General features: G+C 64.3%; 19 protein-coding genes and 1 tRNA gene. 16 read left to right on the top strand and 4 right to left on the bottom strand.

The window, feature by feature from the left end:
* Nucleotides 1–118: 118 nt before the first annotated feature.
* Nucleotides 119–1,270, bottom strand: coding sequence for a Gfo/Idh/MocA family oxidoreductase (locus E8M79_RS02705; RefSeq protein ID WP_137150382.1), 1,152 nt, complete (start codon nucleotides 1,268–1,270; stop codon nucleotides 119–121).
* A 260-nt stretch (nucleotides 1,271–1,530) separates the two neighbouring features.
* On the opposite strand from E8M79_RS02705, the gene E8M79_RS02700 reads away from it, so the two are divergent.
* Nucleotides 1,531–2,238: a TetR/AcrR family transcriptional regulator gene (locus E8M79_RS02700; RefSeq protein WP_248304871.1), complete on the top strand. Its 708-nt coding sequence runs from the start codon at nucleotides 1,531–1,533 to the stop codon at nucleotides 2,236–2,238.
* Here the strand turns inward: E8M79_RS02700 and E8M79_RS02695 are convergent.
* Complete coding sequence (locus E8M79_RS02695; RefSeq protein ID WP_171015676.1) at nucleotides 2,235–3,164, bottom strand: LysR family transcriptional regulator; 930 nt, start codon at nucleotides 3,162–3,164, stop codon at nucleotides 2,235–2,237. The two genes, E8M79_RS02700 and E8M79_RS02695, sit on opposite strands and share 4 nt — an antisense overlap.
* 449 nt (nucleotides 3,165–3,613) lie before the next feature.
* Here E8M79_RS02695 and E8M79_RS02690 point away from each other — a divergent pair, with 449 nt between their 5' ends.
* From E8M79_RS02690 to E8M79_RS02645, 10 genes are all read left to right on the top strand, one after another.
* Entirely contained in the window at nucleotides 3,614–4,903 is a 1,290-nt protein-coding gene (locus E8M79_RS02690; protein ID WP_137150379.1) for an extracellular solute-binding protein, read from the top strand.
* Between the two features lie 3 nt (nucleotides 4,904–4,906).
* Nucleotides 4,907–5,857 carry a sugar ABC transporter permease gene (locus tag E8M79_RS02685; protein WP_137150378.1) on the top strand — a complete coding sequence of 317 codons (951 nt, stop codon included), beginning with the start codon at nucleotides 4,907–4,909 and terminating at the stop codon, nucleotides 5,855–5,857.
* 103 nt (nucleotides 5,858–5,960) lie between these two features.
* A complete protein-coding gene (locus E8M79_RS02680; RefSeq protein ID WP_248304898.1) occupies nucleotides 5,961–6,734 on the top strand; it encodes a carbohydrate ABC transporter permease in 774 nt (257 codons plus the stop codon).
* A 4-nt stretch (nucleotides 6,735–6,738) separates the two neighbouring features.
* Entirely contained in the window at nucleotides 6,739–7,758 is a 1,020-nt protein-coding gene (locus E8M79_RS02675; protein ID WP_137150376.1) for a Gfo/Idh/MocA family oxidoreductase, read from the top strand.
* Complete coding sequence (locus tag E8M79_RS02670) at nucleotides 7,755–8,840, top strand: Gfo/Idh/MocA family oxidoreductase (protein WP_137150375.1); 1,086 nt, start codon at nucleotides 7,755–7,757, stop codon at nucleotides 8,838–8,840. The genes E8M79_RS02675 and E8M79_RS02670 overlap by 4 nt, the downstream gene beginning before the upstream one ends.
* A 10-nt stretch (nucleotides 8,841–8,850) precedes the next feature.
* The gene (gene ugpC / locus E8M79_RS02665; protein ID WP_137150374.1) at nucleotides 8,851–9,903 is read left to right on the top strand and encodes a sn-glycerol-3-phosphate ABC transporter ATP-binding protein UgpC; all 1,053 of its coding nucleotides are present in this window, start codon (nucleotides 8,851–8,853) and stop codon (nucleotides 9,901–9,903) included.
* 68 nt (nucleotides 9,904–9,971) lie between these two features.
* Complete coding sequence (locus tag E8M79_RS02660; RefSeq protein ID WP_349236034.1) at nucleotides 9,972–11,084, top strand: NAD(P)-binding domain-containing protein; 1,113 nt, start codon at nucleotides 9,972–9,974, stop codon at nucleotides 11,082–11,084.
* Nucleotides 11,085–11,123: 39 nt separating this feature from the next.
* Entirely contained in the window at nucleotides 11,124–11,882 is a 759-nt protein-coding gene (locus E8M79_RS02655) for an NYN domain-containing protein (protein WP_137150373.1), read from the top strand.
* 98 nt (nucleotides 11,883–11,980) lie between these two features.
* A complete protein-coding gene (locus tag E8M79_RS02650) occupies nucleotides 11,981–12,910 on the top strand; it encodes an aldo/keto reductase (protein ID WP_137150372.1) in 930 nt (309 codons plus the stop codon).
* Nucleotides 12,911–13,035: 125 nt separating this feature from the next.
* Complete coding sequence (locus E8M79_RS02645; RefSeq protein ID WP_137150371.1) at nucleotides 13,036–13,887, top strand: division plane positioning ATPase MipZ; 852 nt, start codon at nucleotides 13,036–13,038, stop codon at nucleotides 13,885–13,887.
* Nucleotides 13,888–13,984: 97 nt separating this feature from the next.
* Here the strand turns inward: E8M79_RS02645 and E8M79_RS02640 are convergent.
* Nucleotides 13,985–14,059 (bottom strand) — tRNA-Gly (locus tag E8M79_RS02640).
* A gap of 204 nt (nucleotides 14,060–14,263) precedes the next feature.
* Between E8M79_RS02640 and E8M79_RS02635 the strand changes: the two genes are divergently transcribed.
* From E8M79_RS02635 to E8M79_RS02625, 3 genes are read left to right on the top strand one after another with little or no spacing between them, the layout of a single operon-like run.
* Nucleotides 14,264–15,214 (top strand): co-chaperone YbbN, encoded by a 951-nt coding sequence (locus E8M79_RS02635; RefSeq protein ID WP_137150370.1) that lies wholly within the window; start codon nucleotides 14,264–14,266, stop codon nucleotides 15,212–15,214.
* An 11-nt stretch (nucleotides 15,215–15,225) separates the two neighbouring features.
* Nucleotides 15,226–15,894 (top strand): LON peptidase substrate-binding domain-containing protein, encoded by a 669-nt coding sequence (locus E8M79_RS02630; protein WP_137150369.1) that lies wholly within the window; start codon nucleotides 15,226–15,228, stop codon nucleotides 15,892–15,894.
* Nucleotides 15,894–16,175 carry a Trm112 family protein gene (locus E8M79_RS02625; RefSeq protein WP_137150368.1) on the top strand — a complete coding sequence of 94 codons (282 nt, stop codon included), beginning with the start codon at nucleotides 15,894–15,896 and terminating at the stop codon, nucleotides 16,173–16,175. Before E8M79_RS02630 ends, E8M79_RS02625 begins: the two co-directional genes overlap by 1 nt.
* Here E8M79_RS02625 and E8M79_RS02620 read toward each other — a convergent pair.
* Nucleotides 16,172–17,404, bottom strand: coding sequence for an FAD-dependent monooxygenase (locus E8M79_RS02620; RefSeq protein ID WP_248304870.1), 1,233 nt, complete (start codon nucleotides 17,402–17,404; stop codon nucleotides 16,172–16,174). The two genes, E8M79_RS02625 and E8M79_RS02620, sit on opposite strands and share 4 nt — an antisense overlap.
* 324 nt (nucleotides 17,405–17,728) lie before the next feature.
* Between E8M79_RS02620 and E8M79_RS02615 the strand changes: the two genes are divergently transcribed.
* Both E8M79_RS02615 and E8M79_RS02610 read left to right on the top strand, forming a co-directional pair.
* Nucleotides 17,729–18,067, top strand: a complete 339-nt coding sequence (locus E8M79_RS02615) for a P-II family nitrogen regulator (RefSeq protein ID WP_137150367.1) — start codon at nucleotides 17,729–17,731, stop codon at nucleotides 18,065–18,067.
* Between the two features lie 22 nt (nucleotides 18,068–18,089).
* On the top strand, nucleotides 18,090–19,448 hold the full coding sequence (locus tag E8M79_RS02610; protein WP_205747857.1) for an ammonium transporter: 1,359 nt from the start codon (nucleotides 18,090–18,092) through the stop codon (nucleotides 19,446–19,448).
* Nucleotides 19,449–19,788 lie beyond the last annotated feature (340 nt).

Raw genomic sequence — 19,788 nt, 5'->3', positions numbered from 1 at the left:
TCGCCACTGCCGCGAGGTGGTTCGATCTGGCGGTCTGCGGAACCATCTCAGGATGGGCCCCGGCTCAAGGCCGGGGTGACACCGTGGGTGGGCTAGATTGTGCCATGCACTGTGTGTGTCAGAACTGCAGTTTCGGCACGTCGAGCCAGCGGCGCTCGGCCCAGCTCTGAAGGCCCAGCTCGGCCAGCTGCACACCCTTTGCGCCGGCTTCCAGGCCATATTCCCACGGCGCATCCTCAGCCACATGGCGCAGGAACATTTCCCACTGCGCCTTAAAGCCATTCTGCGCCGGCCAATTGTCCGGCACTTCTTCCCAATCTGCAAAGAAGTTCATGGTCTGCGGCTGGTCGGGGTTCCACACCGGCTTGGGCGTATTGACGCGATGCTGCGTCCAGCATTTGTGCAGCCCGGCAACGGCCGAGCCATGCGTGCCATCGACATGGAAGGTGACCAGATCATCGCGGCGCACGCGGGTGGTCCAGCTCGAATTGATCTGGGCGATCACGCCGCCCTCGAGCTCGAAGGTGGCGTAGGCGGCGTCATCGGTATCGGCTGTATAGCGATTGCCCTTTTCGTCGACGCGGCTCGGAATATGGGTGGCGCCCAGGCAGGAGACGGCCTTGACCTCACCGAAGAGATTATCGAGCACGTAGCGCCAGTGGCACAGCATATCCAGGATAATGCCGCCGCCATCGGCCTTGCGATAGTTCCAGCTCGGGCGCTGCGCCGGCTGCCAGTCGCCCTCGAACACCCAATAGCCGAACTCGCCGCGCACCGACAGGATCTCGCCGAAAAAGCCGGAGTCGCGCAGCATCTTGAGCTTCATCAGGCCGGGCAGAAACAGCTTGTCCTGCACCACGCCATGCTTGAGGCCCGAGGCGCGGGCGGTCTTGGCCAGGTTGACGGCGACCTCGAGGGAATCGCTGGTCGGCTTTTCGCAATAGACATGCTTGCCGGCGGCCAGCGCCTTCTCGATCAGCGATGCGCGCATCAGCGTCGTGCCGGCGTCAAAGAACACACTGTCTTCGGGATTGGCCAGCGCGGCATCGAGATCGCTGCTCCAGCGCTTGATGTCGTGCTTTTTGGCCAGGCGCTCGATCTTGTCGGCGTCGCGACCCACGATGATGGGGTCCACCACCAGCCGGTCGCCATTGCTGAGGGCAATGCCACCCTGATCGCGGATCGCCAGGATCGACCGCACCAGATGCTGGTTATAGCCCATGCGGCCGGTGACCCCGTGCATGATCAGGCCAAGACGTCTATCCGCCATTGCAGAACCTCCCTACGCTCGCTCGCGTGTAACTGATTAGTTACTTAGCTACACGCTGCGGCGATATCCCGTCAAGCCGGCAGCGCAGGATTTGTGGCAAGCGTTTGCAGAACGGGGGACTTGGGGCTGCGAGCCGGCACGGCCACGTCCCGCCGATGAGCGGGGCAAACTCACCGACCCGTTCTTTACCCTGCGGCAAGGGGCTGCTATCTCAATTTGCAGGCGGGACCGATCCCTGCCGCAACCGTGGCGGAGCCATTGTGACCGAGCCTGATCCATCGCCAGCGGGCAGCAGCAAGCCGAAAGCCCGCACCCGGGCCACGGCCGACGCTGCCGCGAGCAAGCGGTCGCGCGACAGCGCCCGCACCAAGGCAGAAATCCTGGAGGCCGGCCGCGCCGAATTCGCCGAGCGCGGCTTCGAGGGGGCGCGGGTGGACGCCATTGCCGCGCTGGCCGGGGCCAACAAGCGGCTGCTCTACCATTATTTCGGCAATAAGGAGGAGCTCTACCGGGCGGTCCTCCTCGATGCCTATCAGGAGATCCGCCGCGGCGAGCGGGCGCTGAGCCTGGATCAATATGGCGCCGTGGAGGCCATGGACCGGCTGGTGCGCTTCACCTTCCGGCATTTCCTGGCCAATCCCTGGTTCCCGCGCCTGCTCAACACCGAGAACATCGAGAACGCCCGCTTCCTCAAGACCATGCCCGATATCCAGGCGCTGCATTCGCCCCTGGTCGGGCAGATCACCACCATTGTCGAGCGCGGCGCCGATGCCGGCGTGTTCCGCCGCGATGTCGATCCGGTGCAGCTCTATATTTCCATCGCCGCGCTGGGCTTTTTCTACGTGTCCAACATGGCCACGCTCTCGGTGATCTTCGCCCGCGACCTCAGCGGCATCGACATGGTGCAGGAGCGCGAGGCCCAGGCGGTGCAGATGGTGCTCGACTATCTGCGCACACGGCCGGTCTAGCCCTCGGGGCCAGCGGGCAGCGCGGCGCTGGCGGCGCCCTTGAGCCAGCCGATCAGCTCAACCACGCGTGGCTCGTCGGCGCGCTCATCCAGCACATAGAGCCCCACCCGGCTGGCGCGGGTCGCCTCGGTCACCGTGACCCGCTGCAGGCCGCGCCGGGTGAAATCGGCATCCATCACCGCCGTATGGTTGATCACCGCGTCGGTGCGCGCCACATAGTCGACGCAGGCAGCCAGGGAGTTGGAGGCAAAGGCATATTTGCCCTGGTCAAAGCGCGCGCCGGCCGTGGTGGTGCGGCTCCAGGTCTCAAAGAAGCGCTGGTGGCGTGCCTCGGGCAGGGCGCTGGTGACAGCCGGATAGGCCTCGATCTCCTCGATGCTGCGCGGCGCATCGAGCAGCGGATGGCCGGCCCGCACGAAATAGCCATGTTCCACCTGCGCCAGCGGGATGAAACGCGCGCCAGTGCTGCGGTTCAGCCCCTCGATCTCATGGCCGACAAACACCGAGATATCGCCGCTCAACAGCTGGTCCATCAGGCGCAGCTGGTTGCCCAGGCTCACATGCACCCGGGCATTGGCGAAACTGCGCGAATAGTCCACCACCATGTCGCGGATGAACAGCGTCCACCACGAATAGCCGGTGCCGATATTGAGCCCTTGCTCGATCCGCCCCTGCTGTTCGGCAATGGCCTTGAGCGTATTGTCATAGAGCCTCTGCATCAGCCGGGCATTCTGGTAGAGCGTTTCGCCATAGGCGGTGAGCGTCACCCCGCGCCCCGAGCGGGTGAGCAGGGGCACGCCCATGGTCTCTTCCAGCTTGCGCATGTTGAAGGTCAGCGTCGGCTGGGTGATGAACAGCGTCGTCGCCGCCCCGCTGATCGTGCCGGCCTCGGCCACGGCCAGGAACTGGGTCAACAGCTTGTCCATCGCGTCTCCTATAGATTTCATCTATATCTCGCACGATATTTCGTATTTTTCTTTTGGTCCAGCCTGGTCCAATCTTGCCGCTGCAACGCAAGATCGCCTGGCAAGGGCGGCGCAAGCACCATCCACCGGTCGTCGCAACAGGCCCGGCGGAGACTGACAGGGAGACGATCAAGACCCGCAAAAGACCAGGCGCACCCGGAGCGTTCACGACGTCGTCAATCTTCCATACAAGTCGATTGCGCGCCGTCAAACCAGTGTGCTATGTCGTAACCAGTCGGTTATTTGCGGAATTGCCGGACTGAAAAAACCGCAAAAAACGCGAAACACCGCTCTGGACAAGACGGTGTGCTTGCAGGACTATGTAACCGATTAGTGACTTAGCAGCGGGAGGCTGCTGGTCAATCCGCATTCCCCGCAGCGGAATGCACACGTTCATGGGAGGAAACCTTATGACAATTCGTATCGATCGCCGCCAGTTCCTGATGGGCAGCACCGCCATGGTTGCCGCCGGCGCCGCTGGCGTCATGCCGGCCTGGGCCCAGTCCGACAGCCTGCGCCTGCTGTTCTGGGGCGGCCAGGCCCGCGCCGACCGCACCTATGGTGTGACCGACCTCTATACCAAGGCCAATGGCACCGCCGTTGAGGGTGAATTCCTCGCCTGGAACGACTACTGGCCTAAGCTGGCCACCCAGACCGCCGGCGGCAATGCCCCCGACGTGGTGCAGATGGACTATCGCTATATCGTTGAATACGCCAAGCGCAACGCCATCGCCCCCCTGGACGAATTCGTTGGCGGCGCCCTCAAGCTCGACAGCTTCGACGCCGACCAGCTCGAAGGCGGCAAGGTCGATGGCAAGCTCTATGGCATTTCCCTGGGCGCCAACTCGGTGGCCATGATCTACAACGTGGCGGCTTTTGAAGAAGCTGGTGTCGCTCCGCTCACCAATGCCTGGACCTATGACGACCTGATGGCCGTTGGCGAGGCCTTCAAGGCTGCCAACATCCGTGGCGGCATGAAGGCCATCATGGACGGCTCCTATTCCGAGCCCATGCTGCAGAACTGGCTCCGCCAGAAGGGCAAGGACCTCTACACCGCCGACGGCAAGCTGGCGTTCGAAGAGGCCGATGCCGTGGAATGGTACACCATGTGGGCCAAGTTCCGCGAAGCCGGCTATTGCGTGTCGGCTGAAGACCAGGCGCTCGACACCGGTCCGCTGGAAACCACCATGCTCGTGCTGGGCAAGGCGGCCATGATCCCGTCCAACTCCAACCAGCTCGTGGCCTTCCAGACCCTGATGCAGGACAAGCTGGGCATGAACGGCTTCCCGCGCGTGGCAGCCGGCGTTGGCGGCGGTCACTACCGCAAGCCCTCGATGTTCTTCTCGCTGGGCGGCACCTCCGCCAACAAGGAAAAGGCCGCCGAGTTCCTGAACTTCTTCATCTCCGATCCGGAAGCGGCCAAAATCCTGGGCGTCGAGCGCGGCATTCCCTGCCTGCCCGCCACCCGCGAAGTGGTTGCCCCCACGCTCGACGAACAGAGCCAGGTTGCTCTGAACTTCGTGTCCAACCTGGGCGATCTGCTTGGCCCGCTGCCGCCGCCGCCGCCGGCCTCGGCTGGTGAAATCGACGCCTCCCTGATCCGGACCCTCGGCCAGGAAGTCGGTTTTGGCGCCAAGACGCCCGAACAGGCTGGTGCCGAGCTGATCAGCGGCGCCAACGACATCCTCAGCCGAGCCTAAGACATGACCGCGCGCTCTCTTCAATCGGGCGCTCCCGCAGGGGAGCGCGCGGCCACCACTCCGTCGCTTTGGGCTCGGATCTGGCACAATGATGCCCCGGGCTATCTGTTCCTGCTGCCCTGGCTGATCGGTTTCCTCGGGCTGACCATCGGCCCGATGATCACCTCGTTCTACCTCAGCTTCACCGATTTCGATCTGTTGACCTCGCCCGACTGGGTCGGGGCCAACAACTACATCCGCATGTTCTCCAACGACCCCAAGTTCTGGGCGTCCATGCGGGTCACCATGTTCTTTGTGGTGTTTTCGGTCCCGCTCAAGCTGGCCTTTGCCCTGGCGGTGGCCATGCTGCTCAACCGTGGCATCCGCGGCCTGCCGCTCTATCGTGCACTGTTCTATCTACCGAGCCTGTTGGGCGCATCGGTCGCCATCGCCATCCTGTGGCGCCAGATCTTTGCCAGCGACGGCCTGATCAACAAGCTGCTCGCCATGGTGGGCATCATGGGCCCGAGCTGGATCTCCAACCCCAAGACCTCGCTGTGGACGCTGATCATCCTGTCGATCTGGCAGTTCGGTTCGCCCATGATCATCTTCCTGGCCGGCCTACGCCAAATTCCGCAGGACATGTATGAGGCGGCCAGTCTCGACGGCGCCAGCAAATGGCGGCAGTTCGTCAAGATCACCCTGCCGCTGCTGACCCCGGTGGTGTTCTTCAACGCCATCATCCAGACCATCGAGGCCTTCAAGAGCTTCACCCCGGCCTTCATCATCTCCGGCGGCACGGGCAATCCGATCAATTCGACGCTGTTCTATACGCTCTATCTCTACCAGGAGGCCTTTGGCTTCTTCCGCATGGGCTATGCCTCGGCCCTGGCCTGGGTGCTGCTGGCGCTGGTGAGCGTGTTCACCGCCTTCTCCTTCCTGACCTCGAAATATTGGGTGCACTACGATGAGTGATGCTTCCGCCCGACTGACGGTGGTCACCGGCGCCGTGTCGCCCACCCGCAAGCGCATCACCACCATTTTGGTGCATGTGGCGCTGCTGGCGGCCTCCATCTGCATGCTTTATCCGCTGCTCTGGCTGCTGGCGGCCTCGTTCCGTCCTGAAAACGAGATCTTCACCTCAGCCAGCATCATCCCGTCGTCTTGGAGCCTGGATTCCTACATCCGCGGCTGGAACGGGCTGCGCACCGGCTTTGGCACCTTCTACCTCAACAGCTTCATCATCTCGGGCCTGTCGGTGATCGGCAATGTCATGGCCTGTTCCATGGCCGCCTATGCCTTTGCCCGCCTCGAATTCCGTGGCAAGAACTTCTGGTTCGCCATGATGCTGATGACGCTGATGCTGCCCTATCAGGTCACGCTCATCCCGCAATATGTGCTGTTCCGCCAGCTCGGCTGGGTCAATACCTTCCTGCCCCTGGTGGTGCCCAAGTTCCTGGCCGCCGATGGCTTCTTCATCTTCCTGATGGTGCAGTTCTTCCGCGGCCTGCCCAAGGAGCTCGACGAGGCCGCCCAGATGGACGGCTGCTCGCCCTGGCGCATCTATTGGAAGATCATCCTGCCACTGTCGACGCCCGTTTTGGCCACGGCCGCCATCTTCACCTTCATCTGGACCTGGGACGATTTCTTCGGGCCGCTGATCTATCTGAGCGAGATGAAGTCCTACACGGTCATGTTGGGCCTGCGCACCTTCACCGACAGTACCGGCGAAAGCGACTTCGGCGGATTGTTCGCCATGAGTGTGCTCAGCCTCGTGCCGATCTTCCTGTTCTTCCTGTTCTTCCAGCGCATGCTCATCGAGGGCATCGCCACCACCGGTATGAAACGCTAGACCTATGACCGACATCAAATTTGCCGCCATCGGCATCAACCACGCCCATATCTATGGCCAGGTGGACTGCCTCAAGCGCGCCGGCGCCCAGTTTGTCGCCTTCCATGCCATCGAGGATGACCTGGCCGCGGCCTTTTCGGCCAAGTTTCCCGAGGCGCGCCGCGTTGCCGACCCGCGGGAAATCCTCGAAGACTCCTCGATCTCAGTGATCACCACCGCCGCCATTCCAGGCGACCGCGCTGCCATTTCCATCGCGGCCATGCAGCATGGCAAGGACGTCCTCTCCGACAAGCCGGGCATGACCACCTTTGCCCAGCTCGACGAGATCAAGCGCGTGCAGGCCGAGACCGGCCGCATTTATGGCGTGCTCTATTCCGAACATTTCGAGGTGCGCGCTGCCGTCGAGGCCGGCAATCTGGTGGCCCAGGGCGCCATCGGCAAGGTGATCAATACCGTTGGCCTCGGGCCGCATTCGCTGCGCCTCAACAACCGGCCGGAATGGTTCTTCACCCGTCAGCGCTACGGCGGCATCCTGTGCGATATCGCCAGCCACCAGTTCGAGCAGTTCCTGTTCTTCTCCGATGCCATGGATGCCGATGTCGTCTCCGCCAGCGTCGCCAACCGCGGCCATCCCGACAAGCCGGGCCTGCAGGACGTCGGCGATGTGCATCTCAAGACCGCCAACACCTCGGGCTATATCCGCGTCGACTGGTTCACCCCCACGGGCCTGCCCACCTGGGGCGACGGGCGCCTGACCATTCTGGGCACCGAGGGCTACATCGAGCTGCGCAAATATATCGACATCGCCGGCCGCCCCGGCGAGGAACACCTCTTCATCGTCAACCAGAATGGCCCGCGCCATATCGACTGCTCGCAGGTCGATCTGCCCTTTGGGCGCCAGTTCCTCGATGACGTGCGCAACCGCACCCAGACGGCCATGCCGCAGGAGCGTTGCTTTAATGCCATGAAGCTGGCGCTGACCGCCCAGCAGATGGCCGAAATTGGTACGGAGTGGGCCCAGTGAGCCGGATTTTCAACGTCGCCGTCGTGGGTGTCGGCATCGGCCGCAGCCATATCGTTGAGGGCTATGTCCCCAATGCCGACAAGTTTAAGGTGCTGGCCCTGTGCGACCTCAACCAGGAGCGCATGGCCGCCGTGGGCGATGAGTTCGGCATTGAGCGCCGCACCACCGATTTCGACTCGCTGCTGAGCATGGCCGATATCGACGTCATCGACGTCTGCACCCCGCCCATGCTGCACCATCCCATGGTGCTGGCCGCGCTCAAGGCCGGCAAACATGTGATCTGCGAAAAGCCGCTCGTTGGCTCGCTCGCCCAGATCGACGAAGTCATGGCCGCTGAAAAGCAGTCCAGCGGCAAGCTGATGCCAGTGTTCCAGTATCGCTTTGGCGATGGCATCGAACAGGCCAAGGCCGTGATCGACGCGGGCCTGGCCGGCAAGCCCTTTGCCGCGACGGTGGAAACCTTCTGGCGCCGCGACGCCGACTATTATGCCGTGCCCTGGCGCGGCAAATGGGCGACCGAACTGGGCGGCGTGCTGATGGGCCATGCCATCCATCCCCACGACATGTTCACCTATCTGATGGGCGATATCGACCGCGTGTTTGGCCGCGTGGCCACCCGCGTCAATCCCATCGAAGTGGAAGACACCATTTCGGCCTCCGTGCTGCTCAAGAGCGGCGCGCTGGCGAGCCTCACCGCCACGCTCGGCGCCGCCGACGACACCACCCGCATTCGCCTGGTCTTTGAGAATGTGATGATCGAGAGCGACCATGCCGCCTATAATCCCGGCGAAAAGCTCTGGAAGATCCAGCCGCGCAACGAGGCGACCAAGGCCGCCATCGACGCCCTGCTCAAGGACTGGAAGCATGTTCCCTCGCGCTTCCAGACCCAGATGGAGCGCTTCCACGGCGCGCTGGTTGGCACCCGGCCGCTGCCGGTGACATCGGCCGATTCGCGCCGCTCCCTGGAGCTGGTGACCGCCTTCTACCACTCGTCCAGCACGGGCACCGATGTGGTGCTGCCGCTTGGCACCGACCATCCCCTCTACCAGAGCTGGGTCCCGGCCCAGTTCCGGACGGCATAGGAGTTCAGCCATGGCGACCAACATCGAACTGCGCAAGATCGTCAAATCCTACGGGGAGGTGAAGGTCGTCCATGGCATCGACCTGACCATCAACCCCGGCGAATTCACCGTCTTCGTCGGCCCCTCGGGCTGTGGCAAGTCAACCCTGCTGCGCATGATCGCCGGGCTCGAGCCGATCACCGGCGGCGAACTGCTGATCGATAGCGAGCGCATGAACGAAGTGCCGGCGGCCCGCCGCGGCATCGCCATGGTGTTCCAGAGCTATGCGCTCTACCCGCATATGAATGTCTATCAGAACCTGGCTTTCGGCCTCGAGACGGCCAAGATGCCCAAGGCCGAGATCGCCCAGCGCGTCGCTAAGGCGGCCGCCATCCTCAAGATCGAGCCGCTGCTGCAGCGCAAGCCCAAGCAGCTTTCGGGCGGCCAGCGCCAGCGCGTGGCCATCGGCCGCGCCATCGTGCGCGAGCCGCGCATCTTCCTGTTCGACGAACCCCTGTCCAACCTGGATGCCGAGCTGCGCGTGCAGATGCGCGTCGAGATCGCCAAGCTGCACAATGATCTCGGCAATACCATGATCTATGTGACGCATGACCAGGTCGAGGCCATGACCATGGCCGACAAGATCGTCGTGCTGCGCGCCGGCGTGATCGAACAGGTCGGCGCCCCGCTCGAGCTCTATAACAGTCCCAAGAACCTCTTCGTGGCCGGCTTCATCGGCTCGCCCAAGATGAATTTCCTCACCGCCAGCGCCGATGGCAGCAAGGTCAATGTCGCCGGGGGCAGCCTTGAACTCGGCCGCGCCGTCGCCGGCACGACGACGCTGGGCGTGCGCCCCGAGCACATCACTTTGGCCGAAGGCAGCGGCGTCAAGCTGGCCGATGTCCGCGTCGACCTGGTCGAGAGCCTGGGCGGCCAGACAGTGATCTACGCCACCACGGCCGACAACCAGCCGATCAACATCGTGCTCGAAGGCCAGCGCAGCGTGGCCCTGGGCACCATGGTGGCGGCCCATATCGATCCGGCCCGCCTGCATCTGTTCAATGCCGAGGGCGACGTCATCTGAGCCGACGTCAGGCCTTGCCTTTGGGCGCTCGTGTACCAACATGAGCGCCTGACCGGCAGGAGCGCGGCGTGACAGACCATCCATCGGCCGTGCGCATGGCCCTCAAGCGCGATATCGTAGTGATCGGCGCTGGCCAGGCGGGTCTGAGCGCCGGCTATCACCTCAAGCGCCTCGGCCTTGAGCCCGAGCGCGATTTCACCATTCTGGACGCCGCGCCGCGGCCCGGCGGCGCCTGGCAATACCGCTGGCCCTCGCTGACCCTGACCACCGTCAACCGCGTCCATGACCTGCCCGGCATGAGCTTTGCCGAGCGGGCAGGGGATGATGCCAGCGTGCTGGCTTCGGTGGCGGTGCCAGACTATTTTGCCGCCTATGAGGAGCGCTTTGCCCTCGCCGTGCAGCGGCCCACCACGGTGCGTCTCGTCTGCAACCGCGGCGACCGCCTGCGCATCGAGAGTGATCGCGGCCTGCTCTCGGCCCGCGGCATCATCAACGCCACCGGCACCTGGGAAAAGCCCTATATTCCCGACTATCCCGGCCGCGACAGCTTTGCCGGGCGACAACTGCACACCCATGACTTCCACACGGCCGAAGACTTCGCCGGCCAACATGTGTTGATCGTGGGCGGTGGTATCTCGGCCATCCAGCTACTCGACCAGATCTCGATGGTGACTCGCACCACTTGGGTGACCCGCACGCCGCCACGCTTTCGCGAGGGGCCGTTCGACGAAGAGGCCGGGCGCGCCGCCGTCCGCCTGGTGGAAGAGCGCGTGCGCGCCGGCCTGCCGCCCAATTCGGTGGTCTCGGTCACCGGCCTGCCCATGACGCCAGCCATTGCCGCCATGCAGCAGCGTGGCGTGCTCAATCGGCAACCCATGTTCGATGCCATCACCCCCACAGGGGTGCGCTGGGCCGATGGCACCACGCTTGATGTCGATGTCATCCTATGGTGCACCGGCTTTCGCAGCGCGCTCGACCATCTGGCGCCGCTGGACCTGCGCGAGCCCTCGGGCGGCATCACCATGACCGGGCGGCTGGCCACCCAGGTCGCCCGGGACCCCCGTATCCACCTGGTCGGCTATGGCCCTTCGGCCTCCACCATTGGCGCCAATCGCGCCGGGGCGGCAGCGGTCGCCGAGCTGGTGCGCACGCTGGGAGAAAATTCGCCCGCAGCAGTATGATGGCGTGCCATACTCCGCTTGGGCCAGGAGAAGAGACCGATGCCATCGGAGCCACGTTCGCCACGTCTCGCCGTTCTCATCGACGCTGACAACACCTCGGCAAAGATCGTCGACGGTCTCTTCCAGGAGATCGCCAAACTGGGCGAAGCCAGTGTGCGGCGCATCTATGGAGACTTCTCCAGTCCTCGCTCCAAGGGCTGGACGGATGTGCTGGCCCGCCACGCCATCATTCCGCAACAGCAGTTCGCCTATACGACAGGCAAGAATGCCTCCGACATCACCCTGGTCATTGACGCCATGGACCTGCTCCACAGCGGCCGTTTCGACGGATTTTGCCTAGTGTCCTCGGATAGCGACTTCACACGGCTGGCGGCCCGCATTCGAGAGCATGGCGTGGAAGTCTATGGCTTTGGCGAGCAGAAGACCCCCGAGAGCTTTCGTCAGGCCTGTCGGCGCTTCGTCTATACGGAAAATCTGATCCCGCAGCCGATTGCGAGCGCAGGCGAACCGGCCACGCCGCCGCTGCAGCCCGTTTCGGCTGCGGCAAAGATCATCAGCACCATTGTCGCCCAGATGGACAGTGACGACGGCTGGGTGGCGCTGGGCGCGGTCGGCAACCAGCTTGCCAACCTAGCCTCCGACTTCGACCCCAGAACCTATGGCTATCGCAAGCTCAGCGATCTTGTTCGTGGCGCCAATGCGTTTGACGTCGAGCATCCCCAAGGTGGCGCGATCCGCATCAAGGCTAGATCAGCCGCCCGTCCCAAGCCAGCCAAGCCCGTCGCGAAAGCCAAGTAGTCTTCACTCTCGAACGGCCAAAAGAGGTGATCGCCGTTGCGCTATGTTAGCGTTAACATAACAGCGCCTTTCAGCCCGTGATTCCGGAATACTCATCCATGAAGACTTTTAGCCTGCCCCATACCGATCGCGTCCTCTCCAGCGTCGTGCTGGGCCTCATGCGCATCGTCAAGATGAGCGATTCCGACGTGCAGGCGCTGTTCGGCGCCGCGCGTGAGGCCGGCATCGACACTTTCGATCACGCCGATATCTATGGCGGCGAGCGCCATGCCTGCGAGGCCCGCTTTGGCGAGGCCATTCGCCTCAGCGCTGCCGAGCGCGAGGCGGTGTTCATCCAGTCCAAGGCCGGCATCCGCAAGGGCTATTTCGACTTCTCAGCCGAGCATATCCTCAATTCCGTCGATGGCTCGCTCAAGGCGCTGCGCACCGACTATCTCGACCTGCTGCTGCTGCACCGGCCCGATACGCTGGTGGAGCCCGAGGAGGTCGCGGCCGCCTTCGACAAGCTGGCCGCCTCCGGCAAGGTGCGCCATTTCGGCGTCTCCAACCAGACGCCGGGTCAGATCGAGCTGCTCAAGACTGCCGTGACCCAGCCGCTGGTGGCCAATCAGGTGCAGCTCTCCATCACCCATGCACCACTGATCGCCCAGGGCGTGGCGGCCAATATGGCCGGCCTCGACCAGTCGATCAGCCGCGACAATGGCCTGCTCGACTATTCGCGCATCAACAAAATGATGCTGCAGGCCTGGTCGCCCTTCCAGAAGGGCTTTTTCGACGGCGTGTTCCTGGGCGACAGGGTCAATTTCCCCGAGCTCAACGACGCCATCGATGCACTGGCCAAGAAATATGGCGTCACGCCCACCGGCATCGCCGTGGCCTGGATCACCCGCCATCCCGCCAATATCCAGGTGGTGCTGGGCACCACCAATCCCGGCCGCGTCCGCGATTCGGCCGCAGGTTCTGACGTGACCCTGACGCGCGAGGAATGGTATCGCCTGTTCACCACCGCCGGCCACACCCTGCCGTAAGCGGACGCGAATCGGTCGAAAACCCCGGGCAGCACCCGGCCCGGGGTGCGCCTCTTAGGCCTTTGTTAACCATGCGGACACTTCATGGATCAGGGGGAACCATTCCCTGATTTGGAGTGACGGACATGGGTGGAAACGGCGCGCATATCATTGCCGTGGGCAATGAAAAGGGCGGTTCGGGCAAGTCGACCACGGCGCTGCACCTGGCCATCTACCTGCTGCATCTGGGCCATCGCGTCGCCACCATCGACGTCGACAGTCGCCAGCAGACGCTGACCCGCTATGTGCGCAACCGCCGCGCCACTGTCGATGCCACGGGCCGCGACGCGCCCATGCCGCGCCATGTGCATCTGCCCACCGCCTGGGGCGATTCGATTTCCGAGAATCAACGCGCCGAGCGCGACATCTTCACCCGCGCGCTGACCGAGCTGCGCGACAGCACCGACATTATCGTGATCGATACCCCCGGCTTTGACGGCAATCTGGCGCGGCTGGCGCATGGCTTTGCCGATACGCTGGTGACCCCGGTCAACGACAGCATGATTGACCTCGACGTGCTGGCTCACGTCGACGCCGTCAGCGGCGAACCCATCGAAACCAGCCCCTATTCGCGCAATGTGCAGAAGGCCCGAGCCGAGCGCCTGGCGACCGAAGGTCGCAGCATCGACTGGGTATTGGTGCGCAACCGCATCTCCAACCTGGGCTCGCGCAATGCCAGCCAGGTGCAGACCACCATTGATCGTGTCGCCGCGCGGCTGGGCTGCCGGGTGGCCGACGGCATTGCCGAGCGGGTGATCTTCCGCTCGCTGTTTTCCATCGGCATGACGGTGTTTGATCCGCTCGACGCGGCCATGCTGGGCGGCGCGCCCTCGATGTCCCATGTCAATGCGCGCCAGGAATATCGGGCTCTGGTGGCGGCGCTGCGCCTGCCTGCCCCGGGCCATAATCAGGCCGAACCCGTCCGCCTCTCGGCCTGAGAGGCGGCGCAGCGCGGTAGCGCATGCCGGAAAAAACGAAAGGCCAGGCACGAATGCCTGGCCTTTTCATCGTGTCTTCTCTTGCGAAGGAGAAGATTGGAGCGGGCGAAGGGATTCGAACCCTCGACCCTAACCTTGGCAAGGTTATGCTCTACCCCTGAGCTACACCCGCACTCCATTTGTCAGCGCCACAGTCTTGTTTGGCGGCGACGAGGCGCTATATGCCCAATCACTTGCCCGAATGCAACCCACATTTTGACGTGAACGTCATCTTCGTGTTGCTCTGTGGATTGTGGGGCTTGTCACACCGCCGTTTGCGGGCGCAAGAAAGGCCCGCAACATTGTCATTTTGCCTAGCTGCAAGGGCCTTTTCGCCATGTCTTCCCCGTTCAACGACATTGCCCCCGCCACCCCAGGGGCCACCCCGGCCGGCGCACTGATCAAGGACTCCAGCGATTCCGCGTTCAAGGTCGATGTGATCGACGCCTCGCTCGAACAACCCGTACTGGTCGACTTCTGGGCCCCCTGGTGCGGGCCCTGCCGCCAGCTGACCCCGTCGCTGGAGAAAGTGGTCAAGGAGAAGGCCGGGGCGATTCGGCTGATCAAGATCAATATCGACGAGCATCCCCAGATTGCCGGCCAGCTCGGCGTACAGTCCATTCCGGCGGTGTTTGCCTTTGCCGGCGGCCGCCCGGTCGATGGCTTCATGGGCGCCATGCCCGAGGGCGAGGTGCGCCGCTTCGCCGACAAGGTGATCGCCGCTGCGCCGCCCGCCCCGCCGGCCCGTGGCTCCCTGGAAGACCAGATTGCCGACGCCCTGGCCGCCGCCACCGAAGCCCAGACCGCCGGCGACCTGGGCGCTGCCGCCCAGATCTATGGCATGGTGCTGCAGCACCAGCCCGAGAACGCCCCCGCCCTGATCGGGCTGGCCCAGGTCTATCTCACCGCCGGCGAAGCCGACCAGGCCAAGGCCATGCTCGATCTGGTGCCCGAGGCCGAACGCAAGGGCGAGGCCTATACCCGCGTCTCCAATTCGGTGCGCCTGGCGGACGAAGCGGCCAATGTCAGCGAGACCTCGGCGCTCGAAACTGCGCTGGCCACCAATCCAGATGACCATCAGGCGCGTTATGATCTTGCGCTGGCCCTCAATGCCGAAGGTAAGCGTGTCGAGGCGGCCGAAGCCCTGGTGACCCTGTTCAAGCGCGACCGCAGCTGGAACGAGGACGGCGCGCGCAAGAAGCTGCTCGAATTCTTCGATGCCTGGGGTCCCAAGGACCCTGCCACGCTCAAGGGCCGCCGCCTGCTCTCGGCGGCGCTGTTCTCCTAAGGAAGCCAGCCATGCTCAAGCGCCCCACGTCTCCGGCAGACCTGCCCCGATCGGTGCCGGTGTTCCCGTTGTCGGGGGCGCTGCTGCTGCCCTTTTCGCACCGCCCACTCAATGTGTTTGAGCCGCGCTATATCGACATGGTCGACGCTGCCCTGCGCGGCGACCGGCTCATTGGCCTGATCCAGCCCGAGGACACTTCCGAGGAAAGCCCGCGCGCGCCCGGCGCCCTGCAGCCCATCGGCTGCCTGGGCCGCATCACCCATTTCGAGGAAAGCGGCGAGGGCCGCTACTTCATCATTCTCGAAGGGGTGACGCGGTTCCGCCTCACCCATGAGCTGACAGTGATGACGCCCTATCGCCAGGGCACCATCTCGGCCGAGGAATTCGCCACCGATTTCACCCGGGCCTATGGCGAGGATGCGGTGGACCGCGAGCGCTTCGTCAAGATGATGCGCGACTATGCCGAATTCGCCAATATCGAGCTCAACTGGGACGAGATCGAACGCACCGGCACCGCCGAGCTGGTCAATTTCTGCTGCATGGTCGGCCCCTATGGCCCGGCTGAAAAGCAGGTGCTGCTCGAAGCCGCAACCTTGGAGCAGCGCGCCGAGACGCTGATCGCCATGACCGAATATGAAATGGCGCGCGGGGCCGGCGGCAGCGCGACGCCGCTCAACTGATGACCACGCCGGCGCCCCCGCCCGAGCCGCGACATGTCTTTGACATCAAGACGCTCGAAATGCTGGTCTGCCCGCTCACCAAGACGCGGCTGGTGCTGTCGGCCGACCGCAGCGAGCTGATCTCGGTGGCGGCGCGTCTGGCCTTTCCCATCGTCAAGGGCGTGCCCCTGCTGGCGCTGGACGAGGCGCGCAATGTCGATCCACAAACCCTGCGCCACCTGCCGGACCTCGATGCCGGCGGCACCCCGCGCCAGGCAACGCCCCGGAACGACGAGGCCTAGATCGGCAAACCGTTGAGGAGGCGCGGTCCGCCGGCCGAGAGGCCCGCCGCCGTGCGGATCAGCGCATTTTTGACCGGTCCGGTGCGATCCACCAGGCCCAGGCCAAAGTCGCGCAGCGCGCGCACCGGCGCCAGATCATTGGAGAACAGCCGGTTGAGCGTATCGGTCATCGCCGCCATGCTGGCGACATCAAGCCGGCGCCAGGCCTGGTAGCGCTCCAGCACATCGACGCTGCCATGGTCGAGCCCCAGGCGGATGGCCGACACCACGACTTCAGCCAGCGCCGCGACGTCCTTGAGGCCCAGGTTGAGCCCCTGGCCGGAAATGGGATGCACCACATGGGCAGCATCGCCGATCAGCGCCAGGCGCGGGGCAATGAAGCTGCGTGCGATCTGTAGCCGCAGCGGAAAGCCGGCCAACTGGTCTTCCAGCGTCACCGCGCCCAGCGACGACCCCATGGCCGCCTCGATCTCCAGCGCCAGGGCGGCATTGTCGAGGGCGAGGAGGCGCTTGGCCTCGTCGGCCCGCTCGGTCCACACCAGCGAGGAGCGCTGGCCGGGCAGCGGCAGGCTGGCAAAGGGCCCGGCGGGGCGGAAATGCTCATAGGCCACGCCATCATGCGGCAGCGCATGGCCGATGGTGGCGACGAGCCCGGTCTGGCCATAGTCGCTGGCGATCACCTCAATGCCGGCCATGCCGCGCAGCATGGAGCGGGCGCCATCGGCCGCCACCAGCAGCGGCGCGGTCAGCACGCGGCCATCCGCCAGCACCAGACGCGCACAGGTGCCATCGGCGCTATAGCTGGCCACTTCGGCCGGGGCGATGACCGTCGTCTGGTCGCCGAGCCGCGCCAGCAGCGCCCGGGCGCTGGTCTGGTTGGGCACCATATGGGCGAAGGCCTCGCCAGGGGCAACCTCGCCCTCAAAGGTCAGAAACAGCGGCCGGGCGATGTCACCCGTGCCCGAATCGGTGATGCGCATGGCGGTGATGGCCTGGCTCTCGTCCAGCATCTGCGGCCAGGCGCCCAGTGCCTCGAACACCCGGCGCACGCCGGCGGCGATGGCCGAGGCGCGATTGTCGCGCGGCACTTCCAGCGGGCGCCGGTCGACCAGCGCCACCCTGATGCCCCGCGCCGACTGCACCAGCGCCAGGGCCAGGGTCAGGCCGACGTGACCGCCGCCCACAATGATGACATCGAACGAATTCTGCTGCGGCATCTCGGGCTGCATGGCCATCTCCATCTGACGGTTCGACCCCTACGCCCATCGGCTGCGCCTGCCAAGCGGATCGGCGTGCTCGAACGGGCCTCGTGCCGCTATGTCGCGGGGGCTGGTGGGGCCGCTGTCTACTGCCACAGCTTTGCCTTAATATCGCACACGCTTTGAACAATGTGCCTGATAAATAGGCAGAATACAGCTCACGGACGGGGCTCTGCCTACCACCAGATTCTAACATGTTGTTATTCAAGACAATTTTATGTCGGTGCAACTTGGCACGGCTCTTGAGTCTACTGGGCCTATCCAGACCAAGCGCCAAGCTGAAAAGGGGCACACATGAAACTGGTGATCGCAATTATTAAGCCGTCACGCCTCGAAGAGGTTCGCCAGGCTCTCAACTCGCTCGATGTGCACGGCATGACCGTCACCGAAGTGAAGGGCTACGGCCGCCAGAAGGGCCATTCGGAAATCTACCGCGGCACGGAATATGCCGTGCACTTCCTGCCCAAGCTCAAGGTTGAGATTGCGGTCGACGACGCCATCGCCGACGCTGTTTCCACTGCCATCCGCGACAGCGCCCAGACTGGCCGCATCGGCGACGGCAAGATCTTCGTGCTCGACCTGCTGGCCGTCACCCGCATCCGCACCGGTGAAACCGGCGCGGCAGCCCTCTAAGCGTCATCGGGAGAATCAACAGATGAAGATGTCAAAGATCCTGGGGAGCGCCGCGCTGGCCTCCCTCCTGCTGGCGGTGCCAGCTTTCGCTCAGGACGCAGCGGCTCCCGCAGCTGAAGCCGCCGCCGTCGTCGACAAGGGCGACGTGGCCTGGATGCTTGTTTCCACCATGGTCGTGATCGTCATGACCGTGCCGGGCCTGGCCCTGTTCTACGGCGGCCTGGTGCGCGCCAAGAACATCCTGTCCGTCCTCACCCAGGTGTTCCTCGGCTTCTCGATGATCGCCATCCTCTGGGTTGCCTACGGCTATTCGCTGGCTTTCGCCGGCCCGACCGAAGGGGGCCTGTCGGCTTTCGTCGGTGACTTCTCCAAGTTCTTCCTCTCCGGCGTGACGCTGGACTCCCGCGCTGCCACCTTCTCGGCCGGCTTCGAGCTGCCCGAAATGGTCTTCGTGGTCTTCCAGATGACCTTTGCCTGCATCACCTCGACCCTGATCGTGGGCGGCATTGCCGAACGCATGAAGTTCGGCGCGCTGATGGCGTTCCTGGCCATCTGGTTCACCTTCTCCTACGTCCCGATGGCCCACATGGTCTGGGCTGGTCCTGGCCTGCTGTTCGGCCTGGGTGCCTATGACTTTGCCGGCGGCACGGTCGTGCACATCAACTCCGGTGTGGCCGCCCTGGTCGCTGCCATCGTGCTCGGGCCGCGCCTGGGCTACATGAAGGAACCGATTGCTCCCCACAACCTGGTCTGGACCTATGTCGGTGCCGGCCTGCTGTGGTTCGGCTGGTTCGGCTTCAACGCCGGCTCTAACCTCGAAGCCAATGCGCTGACCGCCGTTGCTTTGGTCAACACCATCATTGCTCCTGCTGCTGGCGCTCTGGCCTGGGCCATCGCTGAACGCGTCACCCGTGGTCATGCCTCCGCTCTCGGTGCCGTCTCCGGCGCTGTTGCCGGCCTGGTTGCCATCACCCCCGCCGCTGGCTTTGCCGGCATCGGTGGCGCCATCGTGCTGGGCGCCGTGGCCAGCGTCATCTGCCTGTGGGCCGTGGTCAACCTCAAGCCCATGCTCAAGTATGACGACAGCCTGGACGTCTTCGGCATCCATGGCGTCGGCGGCATCGTCGGTGCCCTGGGCACTGCCATTGTCGCGTCCCCTGGCCTCGGCGGCTATCCGCTGGGCGATGCGGCTGCCTACTCCATCGGTGGCCAGTTCATGATCCAGCTGACCGCTGTCGGCATTGCCGTGGTCTGGTCCGGCGTGGTGGCCCTGGTTGCCATGTTCATCGTCAAGGCGATCTTCGGCGGTGCCCGTGTGGCCGAATCGGCCGAAAGCGATGGCCTGGATCTCTCCAGCCATGGCGAGCGCGCCTACAACTAAGCTTTCTCCGGGCGGCGGTTCGCTGCCGCCCGGTTCCTGCCCCTGGCGCAAAGAGAGCGCACAGGCGGCCTGAATTGATCGTGGCGTGCGGTTCGTGTCCCTCTTGGCCCGCCACAGAGGCTTCCCACTCGCAAAATGCACGGGCCGCACACCACGATCAATTTGACGACCCGGGCCCGCTCCTCCCTCGTGTGCCTGTGGAACCCTGGCCCGCCGCTGTCCCCGGACAGTCTGGCGGGCCTTTTCTTGTCTCGGCCAGGCCACGCCCTCCCATCGCCCCATGGTTAGCCTCGGGTTAACCAGACCCCGATAGCATGCAGCCAATGTGGGCCCGGTCTTC

This window comes from Devosia sp. FKR38 (genome assembly GCF_005222805.1).
GTDB lineage: Bacteria > Pseudomonadota > Alphaproteobacteria > Rhizobiales > Devosiaceae > Devosia.
Note: the sequence above shows the minus strand (reverse complement) of the source record. Positions and strands in the feature narration are given on the sequence as shown.

Bases quoted from the DNA above. Each gene is read 5' to 3' on its own strand.
- E8M79_RS02635 (WP_137150370.1), top strand. From the start codon at position 14,264: ATGTCTTCCCCGTTCAACGACATTGCCCCCGCCACCCCAGGGGCCACC.
- E8M79_RS02650 (WP_137150372.1), top strand. From the start codon at position 11,981: ATGAAGACTTTTAGCCTGCCCCATACCGATCGCGTCCTCTCCAGCGTC.
- E8M79_RS02690 (WP_137150379.1), top strand. From the start codon at position 3,614: ATGACAATTCGTATCGATCGCCGCCAGTTCCTGATGGGCAGCACCGCC.
- E8M79_RS02610 (WP_205747857.1), top strand. From the start codon at position 18,090: ATGAAGATGTCAAAGATCCTGGGGAGCGCCGCGCTGGCCTCCCTCCTG.
- E8M79_RS02625 (WP_137150368.1), top strand. From the start codon at position 15,894: ATGACCACGCCGGCGCCCCCGCCCGAGCCGCGACATGTCTTTGACATC.
- E8M79_RS02675 (WP_137150376.1), top strand. From the start codon at position 6,739: ATGACCGACATCAAATTTGCCGCCATCGGCATCAACCACGCCCATATC.
- E8M79_RS02680 (WP_248304898.1), top strand. From the start codon at position 5,961: ATGCTTTATCCGCTGCTCTGGCTGCTGGCGGCCTCGTTCCGTCCTGAA.
- E8M79_RS02695 (WP_171015676.1), bottom strand. From the start codon at position 3,164: ATGGACAAGCTGTTGACCCAGTTCCTGGCCGTGGCCGAGGCCGGCACG.
- E8M79_RS02615 (WP_137150367.1), top strand. From the start codon at position 17,729: ATGAAACTGGTGATCGCAATTATTAAGCCGTCACGCCTCGAAGAGGTT.
- E8M79_RS02620 (WP_248304870.1), bottom strand. From the start codon at position 17,404: ATGCAGCCCGAGATGCCGCAGCAGAATTCGTTCGATGTCATCATTGTG.
- ugpC (WP_137150374.1), top strand. From the start codon at position 8,851: ATGGCGACCAACATCGAACTGCGCAAGATCGTCAAATCCTACGGGGAG.
- E8M79_RS02655 (WP_137150373.1), top strand. From the start codon at position 11,124: ATGCCATCGGAGCCACGTTCGCCACGTCTCGCCGTTCTCATCGACGCT.
- E8M79_RS02705 (WP_137150382.1), bottom strand. From the start codon at position 1,270: ATGGCGGATAGACGTCTTGGCCTGATCATGCACGGGGTCACCGGCCGC.
- E8M79_RS02630 (WP_137150369.1), top strand. From the start codon at position 15,226: ATGCTCAAGCGCCCCACGTCTCCGGCAGACCTGCCCCGATCGGTGCCG.
- E8M79_RS02645 (WP_137150371.1), top strand. From the start codon at position 13,036: ATGGGTGGAAACGGCGCGCATATCATTGCCGTGGGCAATGAAAAGGGC.
- E8M79_RS02685 (WP_137150378.1), top strand. From the start codon at position 4,907: ATGACCGCGCGCTCTCTTCAATCGGGCGCTCCCGCAGGGGAGCGCGCG.